The 18,096-nt window shown below is 63.4% G+C and carries 20 protein-coding genes; 5 read left to right on the forward strand and 15 right to left on the reverse strand.

Features of this window, described 5'->3' with window-relative positions:
* Positions 1-22: 22 nt before the first annotated feature.
* The 9 genes from XI02_RS40230 to XI02_RS40270 all read right to left on the reverse strand — a co-directional run bounded on the left by XI02_RS40230 (position 23) and on the right by XI02_RS40270 (position 4,721).
* A complete protein-coding gene (locus XI02_RS40230) occupies positions 23-568 on the reverse strand; it encodes a S26 family signal peptidase (RefSeq protein WP_028343846.1) in 546 nt (181 codons plus the stop codon).
* Positions 565-1,083, reverse strand: coding sequence for a DUF2840 domain-containing protein (locus XI02_RS40235; protein ID WP_028343845.1), 519 nt, complete (start codon positions 1,081-1,083; stop codon positions 565-567). The genes XI02_RS40230 and XI02_RS40235 overlap by 4 nt, the downstream gene beginning before the upstream one ends.
* A complete protein-coding gene (locus XI02_RS40240; protein WP_028343844.1) occupies positions 1,080-1,334 on the reverse strand; it encodes a hypothetical protein in 255 nt (84 codons plus the stop codon). Before XI02_RS40240 ends, XI02_RS40235 begins: the two co-directional genes overlap by 4 nt.
* Entirely contained in the window at positions 1,331-1,969 is a 639-nt protein-coding gene (parA, locus tag XI02_RS40245; protein ID WP_028343843.1) for a ParA family partition ATPase, read from the reverse strand. Before parA ends, XI02_RS40240 begins: the two co-directional genes overlap by 4 nt.
* Positions 1,966-3,063, reverse strand: a complete 1,098-nt coding sequence (locus XI02_RS40250; protein WP_028343842.1) for a replication initiator protein A — start codon at positions 3,061-3,063, stop codon at positions 1,966-1,968. The genes parA and XI02_RS40250 overlap by 4 nt, the downstream gene beginning before the upstream one ends.
* A 13-nt stretch (positions 3,064-3,076) precedes the next feature.
* The gene (locus XI02_RS40255) at positions 3,077-3,328 is read right to left on the reverse strand and encodes an AlpA family transcriptional regulator (RefSeq protein ID WP_028343841.1); all 252 of its coding nucleotides are present in this window, start codon (positions 3,326-3,328) and stop codon (positions 3,077-3,079) included.
* A gap of 204 nt (positions 3,329-3,532) precedes the next feature.
* Entirely contained in the window at positions 3,533-4,153 is a 621-nt protein-coding gene (locus XI02_RS40260; protein ID WP_244980934.1) for a DUF2285 domain-containing protein, read from the reverse strand.
* Positions 4,110-4,319: a transcriptional regulator domain-containing protein gene (locus XI02_RS40265; RefSeq protein WP_028343839.1), complete on the reverse strand. Its 210-nt coding sequence runs from the start codon at positions 4,317-4,319 to the stop codon at positions 4,110-4,112. The genes XI02_RS40260 and XI02_RS40265 overlap by 44 nt, the downstream gene beginning before the upstream one ends.
* A 138-nt stretch (positions 4,320-4,457) precedes the next feature.
* Entirely contained in the window at positions 4,458-4,721 is a 264-nt protein-coding gene (locus XI02_RS40270) for a DNA -binding domain-containing protein (RefSeq protein ID WP_028343838.1), read from the reverse strand.
* 241 nt (positions 4,722-4,962) lie between these two features.
* Between XI02_RS40270 and XI02_RS40275 the strand changes: the two genes are divergently transcribed.
* The 3 genes from XI02_RS40275 to XI02_RS40285 all read left to right on the forward strand — a co-directional run bounded on the left by XI02_RS40275 (position 4,963) and on the right by XI02_RS40285 (position 7,559).
* Complete coding sequence (locus tag XI02_RS40275; protein WP_028343837.1) at positions 4,963-5,196, forward strand: helix-turn-helix domain-containing protein; 234 nt, start codon at positions 4,963-4,965, stop codon at positions 5,194-5,196.
* Positions 5,197-5,523: 327 nt separating this feature from the next.
* The gene (locus XI02_RS40280; protein WP_080686930.1) at positions 5,524-7,011 is read left to right on the forward strand and encodes an IS4 family transposase; all 1,488 of its coding nucleotides are present in this window, start codon (positions 5,524-5,526) and stop codon (positions 7,009-7,011) included.
* Complete coding sequence (locus XI02_RS40285) at positions 7,008-7,559, forward strand: hypothetical protein (protein WP_245163913.1); 552 nt, start codon at positions 7,008-7,010, stop codon at positions 7,557-7,559. The genes XI02_RS40280 and XI02_RS40285 overlap by 4 nt, the downstream gene beginning before the upstream one ends.
* Here XI02_RS40285 and XI02_RS40290 read toward each other — a convergent pair.
* The gene (locus XI02_RS40290; RefSeq protein ID WP_028343836.1) at positions 7,516-7,842 is read right to left on the reverse strand and encodes a DUF736 domain-containing protein; all 327 of its coding nucleotides are present in this window, start codon (positions 7,840-7,842) and stop codon (positions 7,516-7,518) included. The genes XI02_RS40285 and XI02_RS40290 overlap by 44 nt on opposite strands.
* Before the next feature lie 1,332 nt (positions 7,843-9,174).
* Between XI02_RS40290 and XI02_RS40295 the strand changes: the two genes are divergently transcribed.
* A complete protein-coding gene (locus tag XI02_RS40295) occupies positions 9,175-9,453 on the forward strand; it encodes an HU family DNA-binding protein (protein ID WP_028343834.1) in 279 nt (92 codons plus the stop codon).
* Here the strand turns inward: XI02_RS40295 and XI02_RS45875 are convergent.
* Positions 9,450-9,605 (reverse strand): hypothetical protein, encoded by a 156-nt coding sequence (locus XI02_RS45875; protein ID WP_210291445.1) that lies wholly within the window; start codon positions 9,603-9,605, stop codon positions 9,450-9,452. The genes XI02_RS40295 and XI02_RS45875 overlap by 4 nt on opposite strands.
* Before the next feature lie 111 nt (positions 9,606-9,716).
* On the reverse strand, positions 9,717-10,157 hold the full coding sequence (locus tag XI02_RS40305) for a hypothetical protein (RefSeq protein WP_028343833.1): 441 nt from the start codon (positions 10,155-10,157) through the stop codon (positions 9,717-9,719).
* A 295-nt stretch (positions 10,158-10,452) separates the two neighbouring features.
* Between XI02_RS40305 and XI02_RS40310 the strand changes: the two genes are divergently transcribed.
* Positions 10,453-11,121: a hypothetical protein gene (locus tag XI02_RS40310; RefSeq protein WP_028343832.1), complete on the forward strand. Its 669-nt coding sequence runs from the start codon at positions 10,453-10,455 to the stop codon at positions 11,119-11,121.
* A gap of 68 nt (positions 11,122-11,189) precedes the next feature.
* Here the strand turns inward: XI02_RS40310 and XI02_RS40315 are convergent, their stop codons facing one another.
* The 3 genes from XI02_RS40315 to XI02_RS40325 form a co-directional block, all read right to left on the reverse strand.
* Positions 11,190-12,119 carry a DUF2493 domain-containing protein gene (locus tag XI02_RS40315; RefSeq protein WP_028343831.1) on the reverse strand — a complete coding sequence of 310 codons (930 nt, stop codon included), beginning with the start codon at positions 12,117-12,119 and terminating at the stop codon, positions 11,190-11,192.
* Between the two features lie 332 nt (positions 12,120-12,451).
* Positions 12,452-13,519: a toprim domain-containing protein gene (locus XI02_RS40320; RefSeq protein WP_028343830.1), complete on the reverse strand. Its 1,068-nt coding sequence runs from the start codon at positions 13,517-13,519 to the stop codon at positions 12,452-12,454.
* Positions 13,519-17,844, reverse strand: a complete 4,326-nt coding sequence (locus XI02_RS40325) for a strawberry notch family protein (protein ID WP_028343829.1) — start codon at positions 17,842-17,844, stop codon at positions 13,519-13,521. The genes XI02_RS40320 and XI02_RS40325 overlap by 1 nt, the downstream gene beginning before the upstream one ends.
* Between the last annotated feature and the right edge of the window lie 252 nt (positions 17,845-18,096).

An 18,096-nucleotide genomic window follows, 5' to 3' on the forward strand; every position in this document is an offset into this window, starting at 1 on the left:
GGTTGCTGGGTTGGGAAGCGGGTCAATGGGTGGCGGCGCGCCAGACGAAACGGCCGTCGCCGGCCTCGTCGGTCCAAAGCGGGACCGCGCGCGCGACGATCGAAGTGACGGGGAGCGGGCCGAAATAGCGTCCGTCCAGGCTGTCCGGGACGGTCGGGTTCATGAGGAAGACCTCGCCCGGCTCGAGGGTGTGGCAACCGCTCCAACGCGGCAGCGGACGGCCGAGATGGTCGCTATTGTGTGCGGCGCCGACATCGACAGCATCCACCGTGATGGCGTCGTCGGACCGGCACACGGTCTGCCCGGGCAGCGCCATCACGTGCTTCAGCAGCGGCACACCGTTCGGAAGAAAGCCGCGATCATCGAGGAAGCTCGCGATCGGCGCCGGTAGCCGCACCACGACCAGCTCCAGGGCGTGCAGCTCTCCAACCGGATGCAGCGCGTAAAACCCTGTCGGCGTGCTCGCGGTGGCGTTCCAGATCAGCCGCGGCGCGGGATGAAACAACGCCAGGCAGCTGGCGGCCAGCATCGCGATGTACGTCACCATGACGTAGCCGAAGGGGGTCATGGCGTGACGCTCCAGCGTTTGAGCCAGGCCATATGCTGCTCGCGCGTGTAGGCGCGCGGCTCGTGGCCGGCGGTGAGGCGGTTGTGGAGATGTCGCCAGTATTCCGGCGCGACGTCGGCCGGATCGATGTTGAGCGCCTCGATGGCGTCGACCGCCTGTAGCACACGCTCGACTTTCGGCCAGCTGTCGACACGCAGCAGGATCTCGCCGCCGGGCCGCACGAAAGGCAGCGTCTGATTGGGTCTACCGACCTCCATCGCGCGCACGATATCCATGCGTGAGATGACAGTGCCGTAGTCGTTCGATGCCCAGCGCACGAAGCCGAAGATGCTGCCGGGTGCAAAACTTGATATGCTGCGGCGACGGTCGAGGATCTTCTCTTCAGTGCGCCGGCCGAAGCGCAGCCAATGCTCGATCCTCTTCTCGATCCAGGTTAGTTCGACTTGAGTGAGCGCAACGCCGCGCCGATGCGAGGACGACACAGCACGCGGCGGTAAGGCCTCATCGTCGTTCATGACAGCTCTCCGGCATCAGTGGGGAATTCTCGCGCCAGCAATTCGCGCAGCATGTCGGCGACGGTCACGCGACGCTTGAACGCGACGATCTTGATGCGGCCGCGCAGCGTCGGCGTGACATCGATTGTCAGCCTCGCGGTGAAGGCCGCGGCATCATCCATGCAACGCTGCGGCGTATCGCTGGCCTTGATCCAGCGCTCCACATCGCCAGGTCGCGTCGCAAAACCGCGCTTGGTGGAGCGCTCTCTCATGGTGCGATCCTCGCGACTTCAGCGGCGAACGCGGCGGTCTCGCGGGCGGCAGCGCTCCCTTCGGCAAGCTCGAAGACGAGTCGGCCGGACTGCGCGGCATCCGCGAAGACGACGCGTTGGCCAATGGCGCTGACGAGCACCGGCGGATCATGATCGGCAAGCGCCTCGGTTGTTTCGCGGGCGATGACCGTGCGTGCGTCGCAGCGGTTGAGCACAAAGCGCGCGGCAAGCTGTGGACGATAGATGCGGGCCTCGCGCAGCAGAGACAACATCTCCGCCGAGGCCCAGCCGTCGAGCGGCGACGGCTGCACGGGGATCACCACCAGGTCAGCCGCCAGCAGCGCCGAACGCGTCAAACCGGCAGCGCGCGGCGGGCCGTCAATGACGACGTGGTCGGCGGTGCGTGCGATCTCCGGCGCGTCGCGGTGGAGCGTATCGCGCGTGAGGCCAACGACGCCGAATAACCGTGCGACGTTTTCCCGCGCCCGCTGCTTCGACCAGTCCAATGCCGAGCTCTGCGGATCGGCATCGATCAGGGTCACCCGCTTGCCGCGCAGCGCCCATTCACCGGCGAGGTGAAGAGCGAGCGTCGTCCTGCCGACACCGCCTTTCTGGTTAAGGAGCGCGACGATCATCTCCTGCCTCCCGCCTTGTCGTCGAGAAGGGGCAGAGATGGTTGACTTGGGAGCGCGGTCGACGGCGGGTCAGCGAACGACGACGCGTCGGCGTTATCCGCAAGACGCACGGGCCCACTACAACAGTTAGAGTCTAAGTTAGACTCTAAGTTAGACTCTAAATAAGAGTCATGCGTGCGAAGTCCCGATAGGGCTGCGTGCGAAATACCGATACGGTTTGCGTGCGGAGTCCCGAGTGCTTCCACAGCACTGTCCACAGGGATTGTGGATAATTTCGATGGCACAATGCGGAGCAGTTCGCGGCGCGCCTCGCGTTCGATGTGCAACTGGTAGCCGGGAAGCGGCTGGCGTACCGCGAGGCGCCGGATCTGCAGCGCGAAATCAGAGACACGCACCAGGCTGCCGGATTTCGCGTGAAGGTGTGCGATCTCGAAGATCCAGCCTTTCGGCTGTCGGCCGGCATGCTTGCGCGCGACGCGGTAAAGCCAACGCTCAATCCCGCCAGTCAGGCTGAAGTAAGCGGGATCGATCGTGAGAACGAGTGAGCGATCGATGACGCCGCGATAGAACCAGTCGGGAAGAACAAATTCCATCCCTTGCACGCGGCCATCGCGCCGCGCGCATTCTTCCCATTCGTTGATCCAGGAGAATTGGTGGCGCCGCCAATGCTCGTCCTGCCGGATGCTGGTGCGGATAACGGTCGCCTGCAGGCGGGCCAGCGCGCCCTTCAGGAGCTTGTAGTCGCGGGCCCCGGTCCGCCGGCCGACTGCGGTCAGAAGCTGGTAGGGCGTGAAGCGCAGGAAACGCGAGGTTTTCAGACCAAGGTTCTCGGCCTCGACAATCTGGCTTGCCGCCCAAATCAGCACGTCGGCATCCCAAATGGTCGCCATACCGTGCTCTGGGACTGCATAGACCTCGACGCGCACGTCGCCGGCCTGGTAGACGATCGGCGCCGTCCGCTTGGCCTTGGCAAGCGAGAAGAATGGCCGCTCCATCAGGTCTCGCTGGTCGCGCGGGCTGGCGTCGCCGGTGGCGACAACGAACGGGTCGAGCTTGCTTCGCTCGCTGGGAGTGATGAGGCGACGCGACGACATGGCGGGCCTTGCTTTAGCGATGCGCGTGGCTAGCGGCGCGGGCCTCCACGTAGCGCGGATCCGACGTTGAGCTGCAGGCGGCCCGATCGGCCCAGGCTTCGAGATCGCCGATGGCGTAGACAACGCGACCGCCGAGCTTGCGAAAGGTCGGGCCATTGCCATGGCAACGATATTTCTCGAGCGTGCGTGGCGAGATTCCGAGAAGGCGCGCGGCCTCGGGGGTGCGCACGTAGCGCGTGGAAAGCTGCGCGGGCCTGTCGAGCATGGGAGATCTCCGTCTTGCCTGAAAGCGCCGCAGCCAAGGCGCGGCGTGTCGGGGCCAAAATGGCGGAGAATTCGGGCGTTGGGGGTGGACGAAAGTTTTTGAACATGCGTGTCCCCCGTTCGCGACCAGCCGAACCCGGGCGCTACCAGCGGGGCGCAGGCTAACGTCGTCATGGCGGATAGCTTGGAGGGATCGAAGGGCCGGTCAGAGGCCGCGCAGGAGTTTCAGATAGCCCCGTTCGACCAGGGCGATCGAATCGTGAATGAGCCGGTTCGCCTTACGTCGGGCATGCGAATCCTTCCACTCGACCGAACGACGCTGGGCGTGGTCGGAGGCGAGCACCTTCGCTGCCACGTCTCGCGGACCGCCGCCCAGGTCGTGAACGTCGAAGGCGTGAAGGAGCTGAATCAATCGCCGTCTCTGAAAGGACGTCAGCTGCAGGGCCGCTGGTAGAAGGCCGATACTCTGGCCGCCAAGCCGGCGGACGAAGTGTAACGCGACGTCGAGCCGCAGCTCCGCCATGCTGTCGATAGGCAGAAGCACGGCGGGACGTCGTACGCCCTGCTCGTCACGCATCCGGACATGAAGCTCACCCGATCCGTCCGCAATCACCAGTTCGCGACCGTCGGGATCCGTCCACTCGAGGAGCGACTGCCCAAAAGCACTGCGGTCGATGGAACGAAGAGCATCGAAGCCCGGCGGCGCGGGCTCCAGGAGCAAAGTTCCAGGTGATGCCTCGGGCAGCCAGATGGTTGGTTCTTGACCAACAGGAGCGGCGGGGTCATGTGCGAAACCGCAACCTCCATCGCCGTGCGAAAGTCGCACGAAGGGTCTCGGCATCACCGCCGTCACGCGCAATCTGGCGCTGCGTGTGGGCGAAGTCGCGGCGGTAGTCAGCATTGCGGCGGAGGAATTCGAGGGCGAAGCCGGGGCGCTCAAGGCGATTCAGGCGTTCGATGGTCTCCGGCGAGCGCCAGTACTGGGTGGGCATGGTGTTTCCTCTCGTTTCTTGTTCTGTCGTCCCGAACGAGGGACACGCCACGATCCGGAAAGACCGTCCAGCAAACTAGACCCAAAGGTTGCATCGCGCGTGATCGCAATTTGCGTAATACAGAGCACGACGGCCTGCTCACTGCATCCGCGGTTCCAACAGATACCGATAACCTGCCTCCGTCATCCATCTGGCGCGAGCGAGGTGGCTGTCATGGACAATTTTGGCACGATCGGGTTCTCGAGCAGGGTCGAGACCGAAGATCACCTGGACGACCTCACGCCAGTCGGCGCCCTCTTCTTCAGCCATTAGCAACCGAAGATAAATTGCAAGATGTTCCTCGTCATACGCGTTGACGCGGTCGGTCAACGGCGGCTGATCTTGGAATGCAATCCCGTCCATTGCGATCATCCCCTCTCCGGCCGAAGCAACGTTGCACACAGTTCCATGTACTGCGAAACTTTCGCAGAATGCGAAAGAATCGGGAGACGTTTTGTCGCGGCGCGATGCATGGGGCGCATCACGGGGCTCCCCGGAAGCGGTAAACCAGGCCCACCCTCAGAAGAAATGAATAACATGGCGGCGCACGAATCGGGACGATCGTTCCTGGCACGATCGTTCCGATGTCGGTTCCCTAGTCGCCATGGATCTAAAGGGGATCATGGCGATCAATTTGCGTCGGATACGCCATGTGAAGAAGATGACGCAGGAAGAGTTGGCCGATAGCGCCGGACTGAGTGTCCGTTACATCGGTGCGATTGAACGGGCCGATGTATCGGCCAGCGTGACAGTGCTCGGCCGAATCGCGGAGGCGCTAGGCATCGAAGCAACCGATCTGATTAAACGAACGGCGGTTCATCCTCACCGGACTCGATGACAGAGTGTATTTGTGCTGCATCGTCGCACTGACACGTAGAGAACCAACTCCGCGTTGCGTCACGCACAAGTGGATAGGCGGCTCCGGGCAAATCTGCTCTGCTTGCAAAGGCACCTGCTAGCCAAAGGAACTAGAGGGCATTGGACGGATGGAGAGCCACCATGACCTTATACGAGCACTTTCCAGCCGACATCCGCGAAGTCGTGGCTTTCAATTACCCACAAATGCTTGATTCGATTGCAGTAGCCCTAATCGAAAAATCTTGAATCGGATGAATCGCTTGTGATTCATTGTCGAGCACCTGAATCGCGACGACGAGGTGCCTTGATGTGTTCGAGCGGAACGACGTCTCGTTGGTCGGCCGGCCCGGATGGTCGCCAGGATGATGGTGATGAAAGCGTCGTCGAACACTGGACAGAGCGCGAGATCGACAAGACAGCTTTCAAGGATGCCCGTCTTGGTCAGCGATTTGGCGAGCTGTTGAAGCAAATTGGTGACGGCATGGGCGGGAGCATACCGTTCGCGTGCCAGGACTGGGCGAACACGAAGGCGGCCTACCGCTTCTTCGCCAACGAGCGCGTGGAGGAAGCCGACATCCTCAGCGGCCACTTCGCCGCCACGCGCGCGCGTTACGATGATTGTACAGGCCCAATTCTCCTCATTCAGGACACGACGGAATTCTCCTACCAACGCGCGAACACGAGCGCTATCGGCCTGACCAAGAGCGTCAACAGCGGCCGGGACAAGGATGGCCGTTGGCGCCATCACACGGTCTGCGGAATGCTGATGCATTCCAGTCTCGCCGTGACTGTCGAGGGCCTACCGCTGGGATTGGCGGCGGTGAAGTTCTGGACACGGAAAAAGTTCAAAGGCACAGCGCAGCTCAAGAAGAAGATCAACCCGACCCGCGTTCCGATCGAGAAGAAGGAGAGCGTTCGCTGGCTCGACAATCTCAGGCAATCGATCGAGCGGCTCGGACAGCCGGAGCGTTGCATTCATATCGGTGACCGTGAAAGCGACATCTACGAACTGTATTGCCTGACGCAAGAGCTTGGCGCTCACTTCCTTGTCCGCGCCTGCGTCGATCGGCTGGCGGGCGATGGCGGTCATACGATTGCAACCGAGATGGAAGAGACCAGCGTCAAAGGCTTGCATTATATCGACGTGCGCAATGACAAGGGCGAGACGACGAAGGCCGCGCTGGAAATCAAATTCAAGCGGATCGCAGTCTTGCCTCCCATCGGGAAGCAGAAACGTTATCCAGTCCTCGACCTGACTATAATCCATGCCACCGAGCGCGGTACGCCAAAGGGCCGTAAACCGATTGAGTGGAAGCTCATCACGGACCTAGCCGTCCGCGGACGCTCCGAGGCAATCGAGAAGATCAACTGGTACGCCATGCGGTGGAAAATCGAGGTGTTCCACAAAATCCTGAAATCGGGCTGCAAGGCGGAAGACTCAAAACTCCGGACCGCGGAGCGACTCGCCAATCTAATGGCGGTCTTCTGCATTCTCAGCTGGCGCGTCCTCTGGCTCACCATGCTCAATCGCATCGCCCCAGACGCGTCACCGAAGCTCGCATTGACGGACACCGAGATCGCATTGCTCGATCAACTCATCAGCGGCGCCAGCCATCGACGATGTCGCCCTGGAACCCTTGCATTTTACCTTACCAAGCTTGCACGACTAGGTGGCTACTTGGCCAGGGCCGGCGATCCGCCACCTGGAAATGTTGTCATCTGGCGCGGCCTCTCGAGACTCACAGATATCGAACTCGGCGCCGAAATCGCATCGGCTGGAAATGTGGGTAATTGAAAGAAGTCGTGGACGCTTACGTCGAGGACCTCAGGCCCCAACCTTGGCGAATTCGCTTCCTCTTGCTGATTGATCTCCTTCAAGAGAAATTGGAGACCGGGGCCGCCGCTACGCAGTGGCGTCTGCTTCAAGAATGGACCGGCATTGTGACGGCAATCCTGGAACACTTGCCGCCTGACAGTTCGGTCGTCGAATGCCTAGCGCTGATGAGCATCAGCTTCAACGACCAATGGCGCGCTCAAGCGCTCGGCCAGATCGAGCGGGATCCCACGCTGCTGGATCGTTTGGTTGCAGTTTGTCCTGACTGGGAAGACATCGTCGAAACCGTTTTGGAAGCTAATCGAAAACGGCCGAGCAAGGGCGCGACAGGTCCGCGGTCGCTGATCGGAATTTGCTCCGCCGGCCACACCTGCTCCCTCGCCACGGACGGAAGCTCTGCGCGGCCAGCTCTTGAGCTGAGCGATGCCCCGCCCGGGCCAGCCGGGCGAGGCATCTTGGGTCGGGTCAGTCGCCGTTGCGGCGGCTGGGGCGGGACCAGATCAGGCTGAAGCCCTCACCGTCCTCGTCGTCGAAGAGGTTGGCGAAGATCGGAGCGGTGAAGCTCGGATCGTCGAGCTTGAGACCCAGATAGTCGCGGCCCTCGTTGGAGCGCTTGGACCAGGCGGCCCCGATCTCCACACGGCCGACATAGATCCGGTGGCTGGGGGCGTTGTCGCCCGAGCGGCTGGCTTCGGGGACGATGCGGACGTTCCTGGCCTGGACCGAGAGGGTGACGATTTCGCCGGTGAACTCGTTGTTGCCGGTCTTCTTGAAGGTGCCGATGGTCGCCATGGTAGTTCTCCTTGATCTCTGTTTTCCGAGCCCGCACCTTGCGGCCTCGATGGTGATCGAAAGGCCGGAGGCGATCGACGGCGCACCCCGAAGGGGCTCGACAGCAGAGGAGGAACTTTCTTGGCTTGCGCGAGGAATGACGGCGCAGCCGGCAGGGGAAGAAAGTTGTGACGCCGCTGTTGCGCCATAGGCGGTCGAGGCTTCAGCCGTCCTTCGGCCAGATCCATCCATCGAAGAGGCCGTTCGGTGCGCTCGGCCTGACAGAGCTGACATCAAGGAGAACGTGGCGATAGCGAGTCCCCGCCGAGAAACCGGCCCAACGAACGCAATGGTGATTGGCTCTCTGACCCGGCGATTGCGAATCTCCGCTCCGCGGTCAAGCCTCCGCAACACACCACGCTCACGAGAGTCGTTCGCCGTATCTGTGATCCGCCGCCGTTTGGTTGATGCCGCTCACAATGACCGCCACGAACCTGCCTCTCTGCGATGATCGGTCGAGCCTCGACGCTTGGGCCACTCTCGGTCCAGCTTCAAAGATGAGGACGGCGAGCACTCTGGGTGCCTGATCCAGCCCAGCCCCTTCTGGTGTGACGCTAGCAGCCGCCCGGCAAGATCTGCCCTGTTGGGTCGGGCGCGGTCATGCCGGTGAAGCGGATGAACGCCGTGGCGCTGACGGCAATCGTGCAGACGGCAGCAGATATTGTGTACGAGGTCGGTGAAGGCATCGCCATCTGGACGATTCCATACGTGACGCCGTACCGGCGTCGGTGGCGGGCCCGACGTAACCTCACGAATTCCCTTCGTGACACGGATATCTTATACCGGACAGGGTGAACGCGCGGATGGAACAGTGTGTGATCGCGATTGATTGGCGCGACATTCAAGAGCGACGGCCGCAAAGGTCACATTTTCTTTAAGAACCAAATGCAATCTGTCGCCTGATCGTCGCGGCCGGATGTACGCCGTGGCATCACGGGGCCCCGGCTTTCATGCCGGGGTTTTTCGTTTTCAAGGAGTTCGAAAGTCCGCCACTGCAAGACATTTTGGATTGGCCGTTGAATCGAACTCGCCGATGCCAAAGGCGCGCTACAAAAGAGCCGCGCTAATTATGACGAGCTCGCTCCGGCCATCACCCAGAAGAATGCAGCCAATCGCCGGCTTGCGCGCCAGACCCGTTCCCGAAAGCTGCCCACGTAAGCCGAATCTATGGGATAATTCGCGCATGCGGCCAGGCCGCGTCTTGACGTGGCTGCGATGCGCGCTCCTCTATGCTGATAGCGCCGAGGCTGCGCGCAGCCAATTGCAACCGACATCCCCGAGGAACGTCACACCATGACCACCGCCGCTGAAATCGCCGACGAGATCGCCAAGGCGTACAATCTGCCAAAGGCGCAAGCCAAGGCCATCGTGGACGGTGTCTTCAAGTCTATCGCCGATGCAGCAGCGAGCGACGGTGAAACCAATGTGCCGGGCTTCGGCAAGTTCAAGGTGAAGCACACCCCGGAGCGCGAAGGCCGCAATCCCTCGACTGGCGCGGCGATCAAGATCGCGGCGTCGAGGAAACTGACGTTCGCCCCGGCCAAGGCTCTCAAGGATGCGCTGAACGGCTAAAGGCAGGGGCGCAAGGCCGGGCCCCTTGTCCGACGGTTCTCGATGCGGACCAGCCGTGCCTTGAGGAAGGCGAGCGTGCGGATTGGACCGGCCAACTCGTTGTTGCCGGTCTTCCGGAAGGTGTTGATGGTCGCCACAGTGTCTTCCTTCATCTCTGTTTTCGCGCTCGCACCATCAGCGCTAAAGCCGCGCTTAGCGCAGGCTCGATGATGAAGGATTGGTGCCAGTCTGGATGCTGGACGGGACCCACCGTCTTACCGATATCAGCCGCGCGCCAAGCGCTGTTTGGCTGGTCCGCGTGCGGCCATTCCGGTCAGGCGGACGAACGCCGTGATGCTAACGGCAATGGCCCCGACGACCCCGAAAATCGTCTGCCAGGCGGGTGAAGGTATCGCTATCTGGGCGATTCCATGGGTGGCGCTGTAGCCGGCGATGGTAGCGGGGGCGACATAGAGGATGATGATCAGGAACCGAAGCCAAGTCCATGTCACAAAGACGAGCGCGAGTTGGCCGATGCCGAAGGTTGAGCCGCCCGCCACGAGGCCCAGCGCGATGCCGCCGAGCACGCCGGCCTCCGTGTGGAAGGCCCACATGCCGATCATCACGCCGGCGAAGAAGGGCAGTGCGAAGACAGCAAGCGTGAAGAGTAGCCAGCCGAAGAAGCCGATAACTAGGATAACGAGCAGTGGTCCGAGGGTGATCATGGCGGTGGGCTCCGTGAGATAATGGTCTGACGGTCGCGCCTTCCACCACCACCACGGCGCGAGCAACACTATAGCGACAAACGCCAGCGACCGGAATCGATACAAATCCGTTGCGCGCGACAGACGGAACGCCCATATTGACGGTCAGGAGCCGATCGCCCGGGCTGCAAGCGACCCAAAAGGCGGCATCTCGATTCCCTAATCGAACACCCGAACGGCATCCATTTTGCTGGCGCGTGGTGGTCATGAAGCGCTTGTGACTGCCACTAAGACGCCGGAGTAAAATGGATTTGCCATGTCTACCATCCAAAAGCACTGCGCAGACTTTCTGCGTGTGACGTTCAACAATCTGACCGGCGGTAAGCTCGGATCAGGTCACGCCCATGAGATCGTGGCTGCGTATTTTGGCTATGGTACCGCGGCGGCTCTAAGGGCCGAGCCGAAGTACCAGCTTGCGGCTTTGGACAAAGCCGCGATCCTAATGCCTGATCTGCGCTTGATGGATCAGCGCGTGCAACAGCTCAACGGTCTTCCCGCGGGCCTACCCGTAGTTGACGAACTGGCGTCGCAGCTCTCCAACTTTCTTAGCGCAAACGGCTACTTTTCTGGTGAGGTTTGGTACACCCGAGACCTCGACGAGTACATCAACGTGTCCTTCATTCAAGAAGATCCCATGATGATCGAGGACGCCCTCTTGGGTGAGATGGCGATGACGAACGCTTTTTTTGACGAGCTTTACATCAAAGAAGTAAGTCTGGACGTTGGAGACGATGTCCTTGTGGCAAATGTCTCAGGTGCGCTCAATGGGGAGAGCGATCCGGATAAGCCGTTTCACGGAGATTCGATCGCTTTCACAACGATCATGTCATTTGAGCGTGTCGCCGGTCGGGTCGGGTATATGCGGCCCGAGCTGGAGACATCGGGCGCCATTGATGATTCACATTACTATGATGAGGACGCCTGAGGGCCGTTAGAGATTCATGGTGCGATTGGGCTCTCAGCTCGCCCGTCGTTCTGCAGGTACGACGGCGCCTATGCGCCGCCGAACCTCCAGACCGGGATGCCGAGCTTCTTCGCCTTGTCGGCAAGATTGTCCTGAATTCCCGTGCCCGGGAAATGCATCACCCCGATCGGTAACGCCTCCAGCATCGCATCATTCCGTTTGAACGGAGCGGCCTTGGCATGCTTCGTCCAGTCGGGCCTGAAGGCGATCTGCGGAACCTTGCGGTTGTCGGCCCACTTGGCGGCTATCAGCTCGGCGCCCTTGGGCGATCCGCCGTGCAGCAACACCATGTCCGCATGCTTGGCGTGCACCTGGTCAAGTTTGGCCCAGATCAACCGGTGATCGTTGAAGTCGAGACCACCGGTCAGCGCGACTTTCGGTCCGGGCGGAATGAGCACCTGATTGTCGGCGCGCTTCTTCGCGACCAGGAAGTCGCGGCTGTCGATCATCGCGGAGGTCAGATTGCGGTGGTTGACCCTCGACCCGTTGCGGGGCCGCCAGACGGAATGGGTGTGGCGCTCGAACTCGTCGGCGGCCTGGTCGCGCATCAGCTCGAACGCGTTGCGTCGCTCGATCAGTGTTTGACCTTCCGCCGTCAGGCGCTCCAATTCGACGGATTTCACCTCGCTGCCGTCCTGTTCGCGCTGGGAGCGCTGCTGGGCCAGTTCATTGCCGTCGAGCTCTCGTTCGATCCTGTCGCTGGCGCGGTGGAAGATGTTCACCGTCGACCAGAGCAGGTCTTCGAGGTCCGGCTCAAGGCGGGTATCGGACAGCGCCACCACCAGGGCATCGAAGATGTCGGCGATGCTGCCGGCGAGGACTCCCGCTTCAGGGAGCCGCCGGGGATCGGGCTCATCGTGGAAGGGACGGTAGCCAAAGAGCTGGAGTTCCTGGAGCACTTGGTCGGTTGGGGATGAGCTTTGGTGCGGCTCAAAATCGTCGTTGTGGTCGGTGGTCATTGCGGCTTTCCCTCGTCGGATCGACCGCGCCCATCGCGGCCTTCATGGCGACGAAAGCGGCGGGCGGAACGGACTTGCACCCGCAGCGCGAGCTGTGGGCCGGAGCGTTAGCGGAGGACCGAATGGGGCCGACTATTTTGCTTCGCGATGTAAAGGCGGCTCTGCCGCCGACGGAAAATAGTCGGCCCACGAGGTTGCCGGTCCGGGCCGCTTGCCGCCCGATCGCCCTCTCGGAAGGCCGTGGGGGCGGTCCTCTCCGGCGCTGGAGGGGAAGCAGGACCACCGGCCTTGCGATAACGAAGCGGGTGCGTCGCACCTCATCCCCGTTCCGGCTATGCCGCCAGTTCAATAAAGTGGGCGACGTCCTGCGCCGCGATCTGCACGCGGCTCGCGGCCCGAAGGGCATCAATTCCGAGCAGGCGAAGATCCTCGTTGAAGTCGCCAAGCCGTGGCGAGATCACGATCGCCTCGATGCCGGCCTCCTGCGCCCGATCGATCAAGGTCGCCATCGCGCCGTCACCGGCAGGATCGTCATCGCGGGCGATGTAGAGCCGGCGCAGCGTGTCCGGGAGAAGGACGGCTGAGAGATGCGCCGCCGAGAGGGCCGCGACCATCGGCATGGTCGGCAGCACGCTGCGGAGCGACAGTATCGTCTCAATGCCCTCGCCGGCCGCCATGACTTCACCAGCTACGCCAAATCGAACGGCGTGACCAAGCAGGTCGCCCATCGCCCGTTTCGGCGTATCGATCAGCGCCTTGCCGAGCGTCGTCTCGCTGAAGCCTCCGGGGTCAAGCCAGGTGCGATGCGCGCCGGTCAGGTGGCCGCGGAGATCGGTGACGGCGGCGATCATCGCCGGCCATGTCTCGGTCGCGCTGTGGTCGTCGGGCCGGTAGTAGCAACGTGGGTGAAAGCGCAAACTTCCGGTTTCGTGCAAAGCCGTAATGCCGCGATTGCGGAGATACGTGTCTGCGAGTGTGCCTGCGATCGACTGCGACGCGCCGAAGAGCCGCCGCGCCGCCTCTGGGGATCCGAGGGGCGCGGGCGACGTTCTCGACCGCAGGCGATTTGGCTCTCGCTCCGGTTCTGGACGCGGCAGACTTAGAAAGCGTCGTGCCTCATTGGCGACATCGCGAAAGTTCGAAAAAGCGCAGCTCTCGCGGATCACGTCGAGGAGATCGCCATGTTCGGCCGAGGCAGCATCTCGCCAATGCCCCGCGGCGCCAGGTCCGGATTCCGGTCCGCTGAGCCGGACGAACATCGACCGGCCGGGCGTATTGCGGACGTCGCCCACCGTCCAATAGCGGCCCTGGCGCCGCCCGTTGGACAAATAATGGCGGCACACCGCCTCGGCGTCACGCGCGAGACGGCAGGCCAGTTCGGAGGCGTTGTCGCGGGCCATCAGGCGGCCTCCCGCTCGCCGATGCGCACGATCGGATAGTGGTCGAGCACCTTTGCCAACACTCCGGCGCCGGTCGCATCTGATGGCACGAACATGCGCAGCTTCCACGAGATAATCTCGGTGAAGAGGCCGTAGGCGCGCAGCCGGTCACGCATCGTATCGGTGAAGCCGGATAGCTCGATGCGATGGGCGCCCATCACGCGGACACGACGGAGCTGCAGATCCTCAGCGAGGTCGAGGACGGTGCGCCCCTCCATCAGCGCCGAGAAAGCTTCGTGTGGGGTCAAGCTGCAGGTAGCAGTCGCGCAAGCGCTTGCCGCCCAGGCTGCCGAGACCCTGCGACCGATGATGCGCTCGCCATCGTCGGTCTGGAGCCGATAGACGCGCGTCGACTCGTTCGGCAACCGCTTCCAGATCGGCAGCAGCAGGCCGGCGACGATGTGGAGCGTGCTCTCAGCGAACTCGGGTACGTCGACGACTTCGCCGTTCCATGCCGCGGCGAATATCTCGCGATCCGCAGGCTGCCAGTGGCTCTCGTCCATCATCTTCATCGAAGCATGATGGTGCTCCATGGGGCGGATCAGCCGCACGCGGCTCTCGATTTCGCCGTCATCGAGCATGAGACTCAGAGCCGGAATCTGCACCGCGGCGCGCCCCGAGCGCTCGTTGACCAGTAGCACCGCCCGAGCATCGGCGAGATAATCGAGCGCTTGATCGAGCGTCATGGGGCGATTGCGGCGGCGTTCGATGATCGTGAGCAGCCGGGTTTCCGCGCCAGTCGCAGGGTGCGTGTAGATCGTGCGCCGATCGGTGACGATGAAGCTCTCAGCCTGCAGGGTCTCCAGCCCGATATCGTAGACGCCGCTGGCGATGGCGCCCTCGATCTTCGCGTTCAGCAACTGCTCGAAGGCCGTAAACAGCAGACCTTGCAGGTCGATGGTGAGCGCGAGCAGGCGATTCAGCAACGTCGTGATCGGCGGCAGCTCGTCCTTGATGCCGTTCGCGTCGATGAGCTTCAGGCCCGTAGCGTCCTCGAAGGTCTGGAGTGAGCAGCCTTCGACCTTGCCGCGCACGAGCAGCAGATAGAGCTGGCGCAGCGCGTCGCGGGCGTAGTGGCTCTCAAGATTGTCCTCGGGCCGGAACAGGCCCTGGCCGCCGGTCTGGCGCTGGCCGCGCGTGATCGCACCCAGCGTGTCGAGCCGGCTGGCGATGGTCGACAGGAAGCGCTTCTCCGCCTTCACGTCGGTCGCGATCGGCCGGAAGAGCGGCGGCTGTGCCTGGTTGGTGCGGTTCGTACGACCGAGCCCCTGGATCGCGGCATCGGCCTTCCAGCCCGGCTCGAGCAAATAATGGACCCGAAGCCGGCGATTCCGCGCCGAGAGTTCGGCGTGGTAGCTGCGGCCCGTGCCGCCAGCCTCCGAGAAGACAAGCACGCGCTTCAGGTCGTCCATGAAGGCGGCGGTCTCTGCAAGATTGGCGGAGGCGGCACGGTTCTCGACGGCAAGGCGGTCACCCCTGCGCACCACGCGCCGCGAACGGCCGGTCACTTCCGCCACGAGGTCCGTGCCGAAACGCTGCACGATCTGGTCGAGCGCGCCGGGAACGGGCGGAAGCGAAGCGAGCCGCTCGATCAGCTCATTGCGGCGCGCGACGGCCTCGCGGCTCTCGACCGGCTGGCCGTCTCGGAAGGCGGGCCGCGACGAGAGATTGCCCTCGGCGTCGGTGAAGGGCTCATAGAGCTGCACCGGGAAGGAATGGGCAAGGTAATCCAGCACGTATTCGCGCGGCGTGATGTCCACGCGCACGTCGTTCCATTCCGCAGGTGGGATCTCGGCGAGCCGGCGCTCCATCAGGGCCTCGCCGGTCGATACGATCTGGATCACCGAAGCATGGCCCTCGGCCAGATCCCGCTCGATGGAGCGGACCAGGCTCGGCGTCTTCATGCTGGTGAGCAGATGACCGAAGAATCGCTGCTTGGCCGATTCGAAGGCCGAGCGCGCGGCCGACTTAGCCTGGCGATTGAGGGTGCCGCTCTCGCCGGTAATGTTGGCGGCCTGCATCGCCGCGTCGAGGTGATTGTGGATGACGCTGAAGGCACCGGCGTAGGCGTCGTAGATGCGCCGTTGCTCGTCGGCGAGCTGGTGCTCGACCAGCTCATATTCGACACCGTCATAGGAGAGCGAGCGTGCAGTATAGAGACCGAGCGAACGAAGATCGCGAGAGAGCACCTCCATCGCCGCGACCCCGCCCTCCTCGATCGCCTCAACGAACTCGGCGCGCGCGGCGAACGGAAAATCCTCACCGCCCCACAGGCCGAGCCGTTGAGCGTAGGCGAGATTGTGGACCGTGGTGGCGCCGGTCGCCGAGACATAGACGACGCGGGCATTGGGCAGCGCATGCTGCAGGCGCAAGCCCGCACGGCCCTGCTGCGAGGGCGCGACATCGCCCCGCTCGCCCTTGCCGCCACCGGCATTCTGCATGGCATGGCTCTCGTCGAAAATGATGACGCCGTCGAAGTCGGAGCCCAACCATTGAACAATCTGCCGGACGCGCGAAAGCTTCTCGCCGCGGTCGTCGGACCGCAGCGTAGCGTAGGTTAAAAATAGGACGCCTTCGGCCAACCGAATCTCACGCCCCTGGGGGAAGCGCGAGAGCGGCGTGACCAGCAGACGCTCTATGCCGAGCGCCGACCAGTCGCGCTGCGCGTCCTCGAGCAGCTTGTCGGACTTCGAGATCCAGACCGCCTTGCGCCGGCCCTGCAGCCAGTTGTCGAGAATGATGCCGGCGGACTGGCGACCCTTGCCGGCGCCGGTCCCATCACCGAGCATGAAGCCGCGACGGAAGCGGACGGCGTTTGGTGCGTCGTCGCGGGCGGCCGTGACGAGGTCGAAGGTCTCATCAACGGTCCAGGCGCCGGCGAGATAGTTGCCATGCGCCTCGCCGGCATAGATGACCGTTTCAAGCTGGGCGTCTGAGAGGACGCCGCCGCTGAGGAGGTTGGCCGGCAGCCGGGGCCTGTAGCTCGGCTTCGGCGGCGCGACCGAGGCCATCGCGGCCGACTGCACCAGCTTGGTCGGGTGCGCCTGCGCGCCGGGGATCCGGACCGATTGGAGCCGGTATTCCTCGTAGATGGCGTCGCTCATGCGCGCGCCCTCGGGCGGCGTCCAATCGGTCGTCTCATAGACGAGGTCAATCGCTTCAGGGTCGGTGACCGAGGCATTGACCGACTGTGTGGCGGCCCGCGCGAGATAGCCGCGCACGGTGCGAGGCGCCGGCGAGGCTGACATGGGAAGCGCGCCGGTTGATGCGACGCTCAGGCGAGGTGGAACGTGTTCGCCGATCCAGCGGAGCAGCGTCGCGACGTCGGGCGCCATTCCCGGCGACGCCACGAACGCGTTCCGGTCATCGGCAGGCAGCTTGTCGATGACCGTGAGGCGCGTCTCGATCGTGGTCCCGTGCTTGGCATAGACCGCGCCGGCGATCGCCGCGGTGAACACCACGCGGCCGCGTTCCTGCAATCGGGCGAAGGCGCCACGCCAGGCTAAGGATTCGGGTGAGACGTTTGCGCCTGATATCGTGACCAGCCGGCCGCCGTCGGCGAGACGCGCCAGGGCCGAGGCGATGTGACGGTACGCGGTGTCGGCCATCCGGCCCGAAACGTTCGCCATCGCTGAGAATGGCGGGTTCATCAGCACGACACTCGGGACCATCGAGGGATCGAGGTGGTCGTCGATTTGGGCCGCGTCGAAGCGCGTGACGGAGATGGCCGGAAAGAGGGAAGAGAGCAAGGTGGCCCGGGTCTCGGCCAGTTCGTTCAGCACGAGCCCGCCGCCGGCAACGTCGGCGAGGATGGCAAGCAGCCCGGTGCCTGCGGACGGCTCCAGCACGCGATCCGCCGCCGTGATGGCGGCCGCGGTCAGCGCCGCCAGGCCGAGCGGGATCGGCGTCGAGAATTGCTGGAAAGTCTCGCTTTCGACAGTGCGGCGCGTGTGGGTCGGCAGAAGTCCCGCGATCTTGTCCAAAGCGGAAAGTCGTGAAGCCGCAGAATCAGCTTTGCGGAAGAGCGCCTTTCCGTATTTGCGCAGGAACAGGACGGTGGTGACCTCGCAAGCGTCATAGGCCATCTTCCAGTCCCAGGCGCCCGTCGCATCGGATGCGCCGAAGGCCACTTCCATCGCGGCGCGCAGGATTGCGGCGTCGATGCGGTGGCCGCGCTCGAGATGCGGGAGAAGCCGTTCGGCCGCAGCGATGATGGCGCCCTCGGGAGTACGAACAGGCGAGAATGGCGCGAGTTGGTCGGCGGCGATCGGGGAAAGGTCAGTCATGGAGGAAGCCTTCGGGAGAGCCGGGAACGTCCGAGCCGATCGGCGCTCTCTCTGACCGCGCCGGCTCAAACCCGTCCCGGCCGCCCTCTCCCTCTCAGCATCAAGGCGGCGGTGCCCGACATGAGAAACGGCGCCCCACCGGGTGGCGGCGCGCCGCGCGCAGAGCGTTCCTCAGTACCCGAACTGCCGAGATGGCGAGGCCCGACCGCCGTCAGCGGCGGCGACCGCTTACGCGAGGTATCGCGTCGGCCT

This window comes from Bradyrhizobium sp. CCBAU 21365, assembly GCF_015291305.1.
In the GTDB taxonomy this organism is placed as follows: Bacteria; Pseudomonadota; Alphaproteobacteria; order Rhizobiales; family Xanthobacteraceae; genus Bradyrhizobium; species Bradyrhizobium elkanii.

Excerpts from the sequence above, each read along its gene's own strand:
- XI02_RS40230 (WP_028343846.1), bottom strand. The coding sequence starts at position 568 with ATGACCCCCTTCGGCTACGTCATGGTGACGTACATCGCGATGCTGGCC.
- XI02_RS40235 (WP_028343845.1), bottom strand. The coding sequence starts at position 1,083 with ATGAACGACGATGAGGCCTTACCGCCGCGTGCTGTGTCGTCCTCGCAT.
- XI02_RS40240 (WP_028343844.1), bottom strand. The coding sequence starts at position 1,334 with ATGAGAGAGCGCTCCACCAAGCGCGGTTTTGCGACGCGACCTGGCGAT.
- parA (WP_028343843.1), bottom strand. The coding sequence starts at position 1,969 with ATGATCGTCGCGCTCCTTAACCAGAAAGGCGGTGTCGGCAGGACGACG.
- XI02_RS40250 (WP_028343842.1), bottom strand. The coding sequence starts at position 3,063 with ATGTCGTCGCGTCGCCTCATCACTCCCAGCGAGCGAAGCAAGCTCGAC.
- XI02_RS40255 (WP_028343841.1), bottom strand. The coding sequence starts at position 3,328 with ATGCTCGACAGGCCCGCGCAGCTTTCCACGCGCTACGTGCGCACCCCC.
- XI02_RS40265 (WP_028343839.1), bottom strand. The coding sequence starts at position 4,319 with ATGCCCACCCAGTACTGGCGCTCGCCGGAGACCATCGAACGCCTGAAT.
- XI02_RS40270 (WP_028343838.1), bottom strand. The coding sequence starts at position 4,721 with ATGGACGGGATTGCATTCCAAGATCAGCCGCCGTTGACCGACCGCGTC.
- XI02_RS40275 (WP_028343837.1), top strand. The coding sequence starts at position 4,963 with ATGGATCTAAAGGGGATCATGGCGATCAATTTGCGTCGGATACGCCAT.
- XI02_RS40280 (WP_080686930.1), top strand. The coding sequence starts at position 5,524 with ATGTGTTCGAGCGGAACGACGTCTCGTTGGTCGGCCGGCCCGGATGGT.
- XI02_RS40290 (WP_028343836.1), bottom strand. The coding sequence starts at position 7,842 with ATGGCGACCATCGGCACCTTCAAGAAGACCGGCAACAACGAGTTCACC.
- XI02_RS40295 (WP_028343834.1), top strand. The coding sequence starts at position 9,175 with ATGACCACCGCCGCTGAAATCGCCGACGAGATCGCCAAGGCGTACAAT.
- XI02_RS45875 (WP_210291445.1), bottom strand. The coding sequence starts at position 9,605 with ATGAAGGAAGACACTGTGGCGACCATCAACACCTTCCGGAAGACCGGC.
- XI02_RS40305 (WP_028343833.1), bottom strand. The coding sequence starts at position 10,157 with ATGATCACCCTCGGACCACTGCTCGTTATCCTAGTTATCGGCTTCTTC.
- XI02_RS40310 (WP_028343832.1), top strand. The coding sequence starts at position 10,453 with ATGTCTACCATCCAAAAGCACTGCGCAGACTTTCTGCGTGTGACGTTC.
- XI02_RS40315 (WP_028343831.1), bottom strand. The coding sequence starts at position 12,119 with ATGACCACCGACCACAACGACGATTTTGAGCCGCACCAAAGCTCATCC.
- XI02_RS40320 (WP_028343830.1), bottom strand. The coding sequence starts at position 13,519 with ATGGCCCGCGACAACGCCTCCGAACTGGCCTGCCGTCTCGCGCGTGAC.
- XI02_RS40325 (WP_028343829.1), bottom strand. The coding sequence starts at position 17,844 with ATGACTGACCTTTCCCCGATCGCCGCCGACCAACTCGCGCCATTCTCG.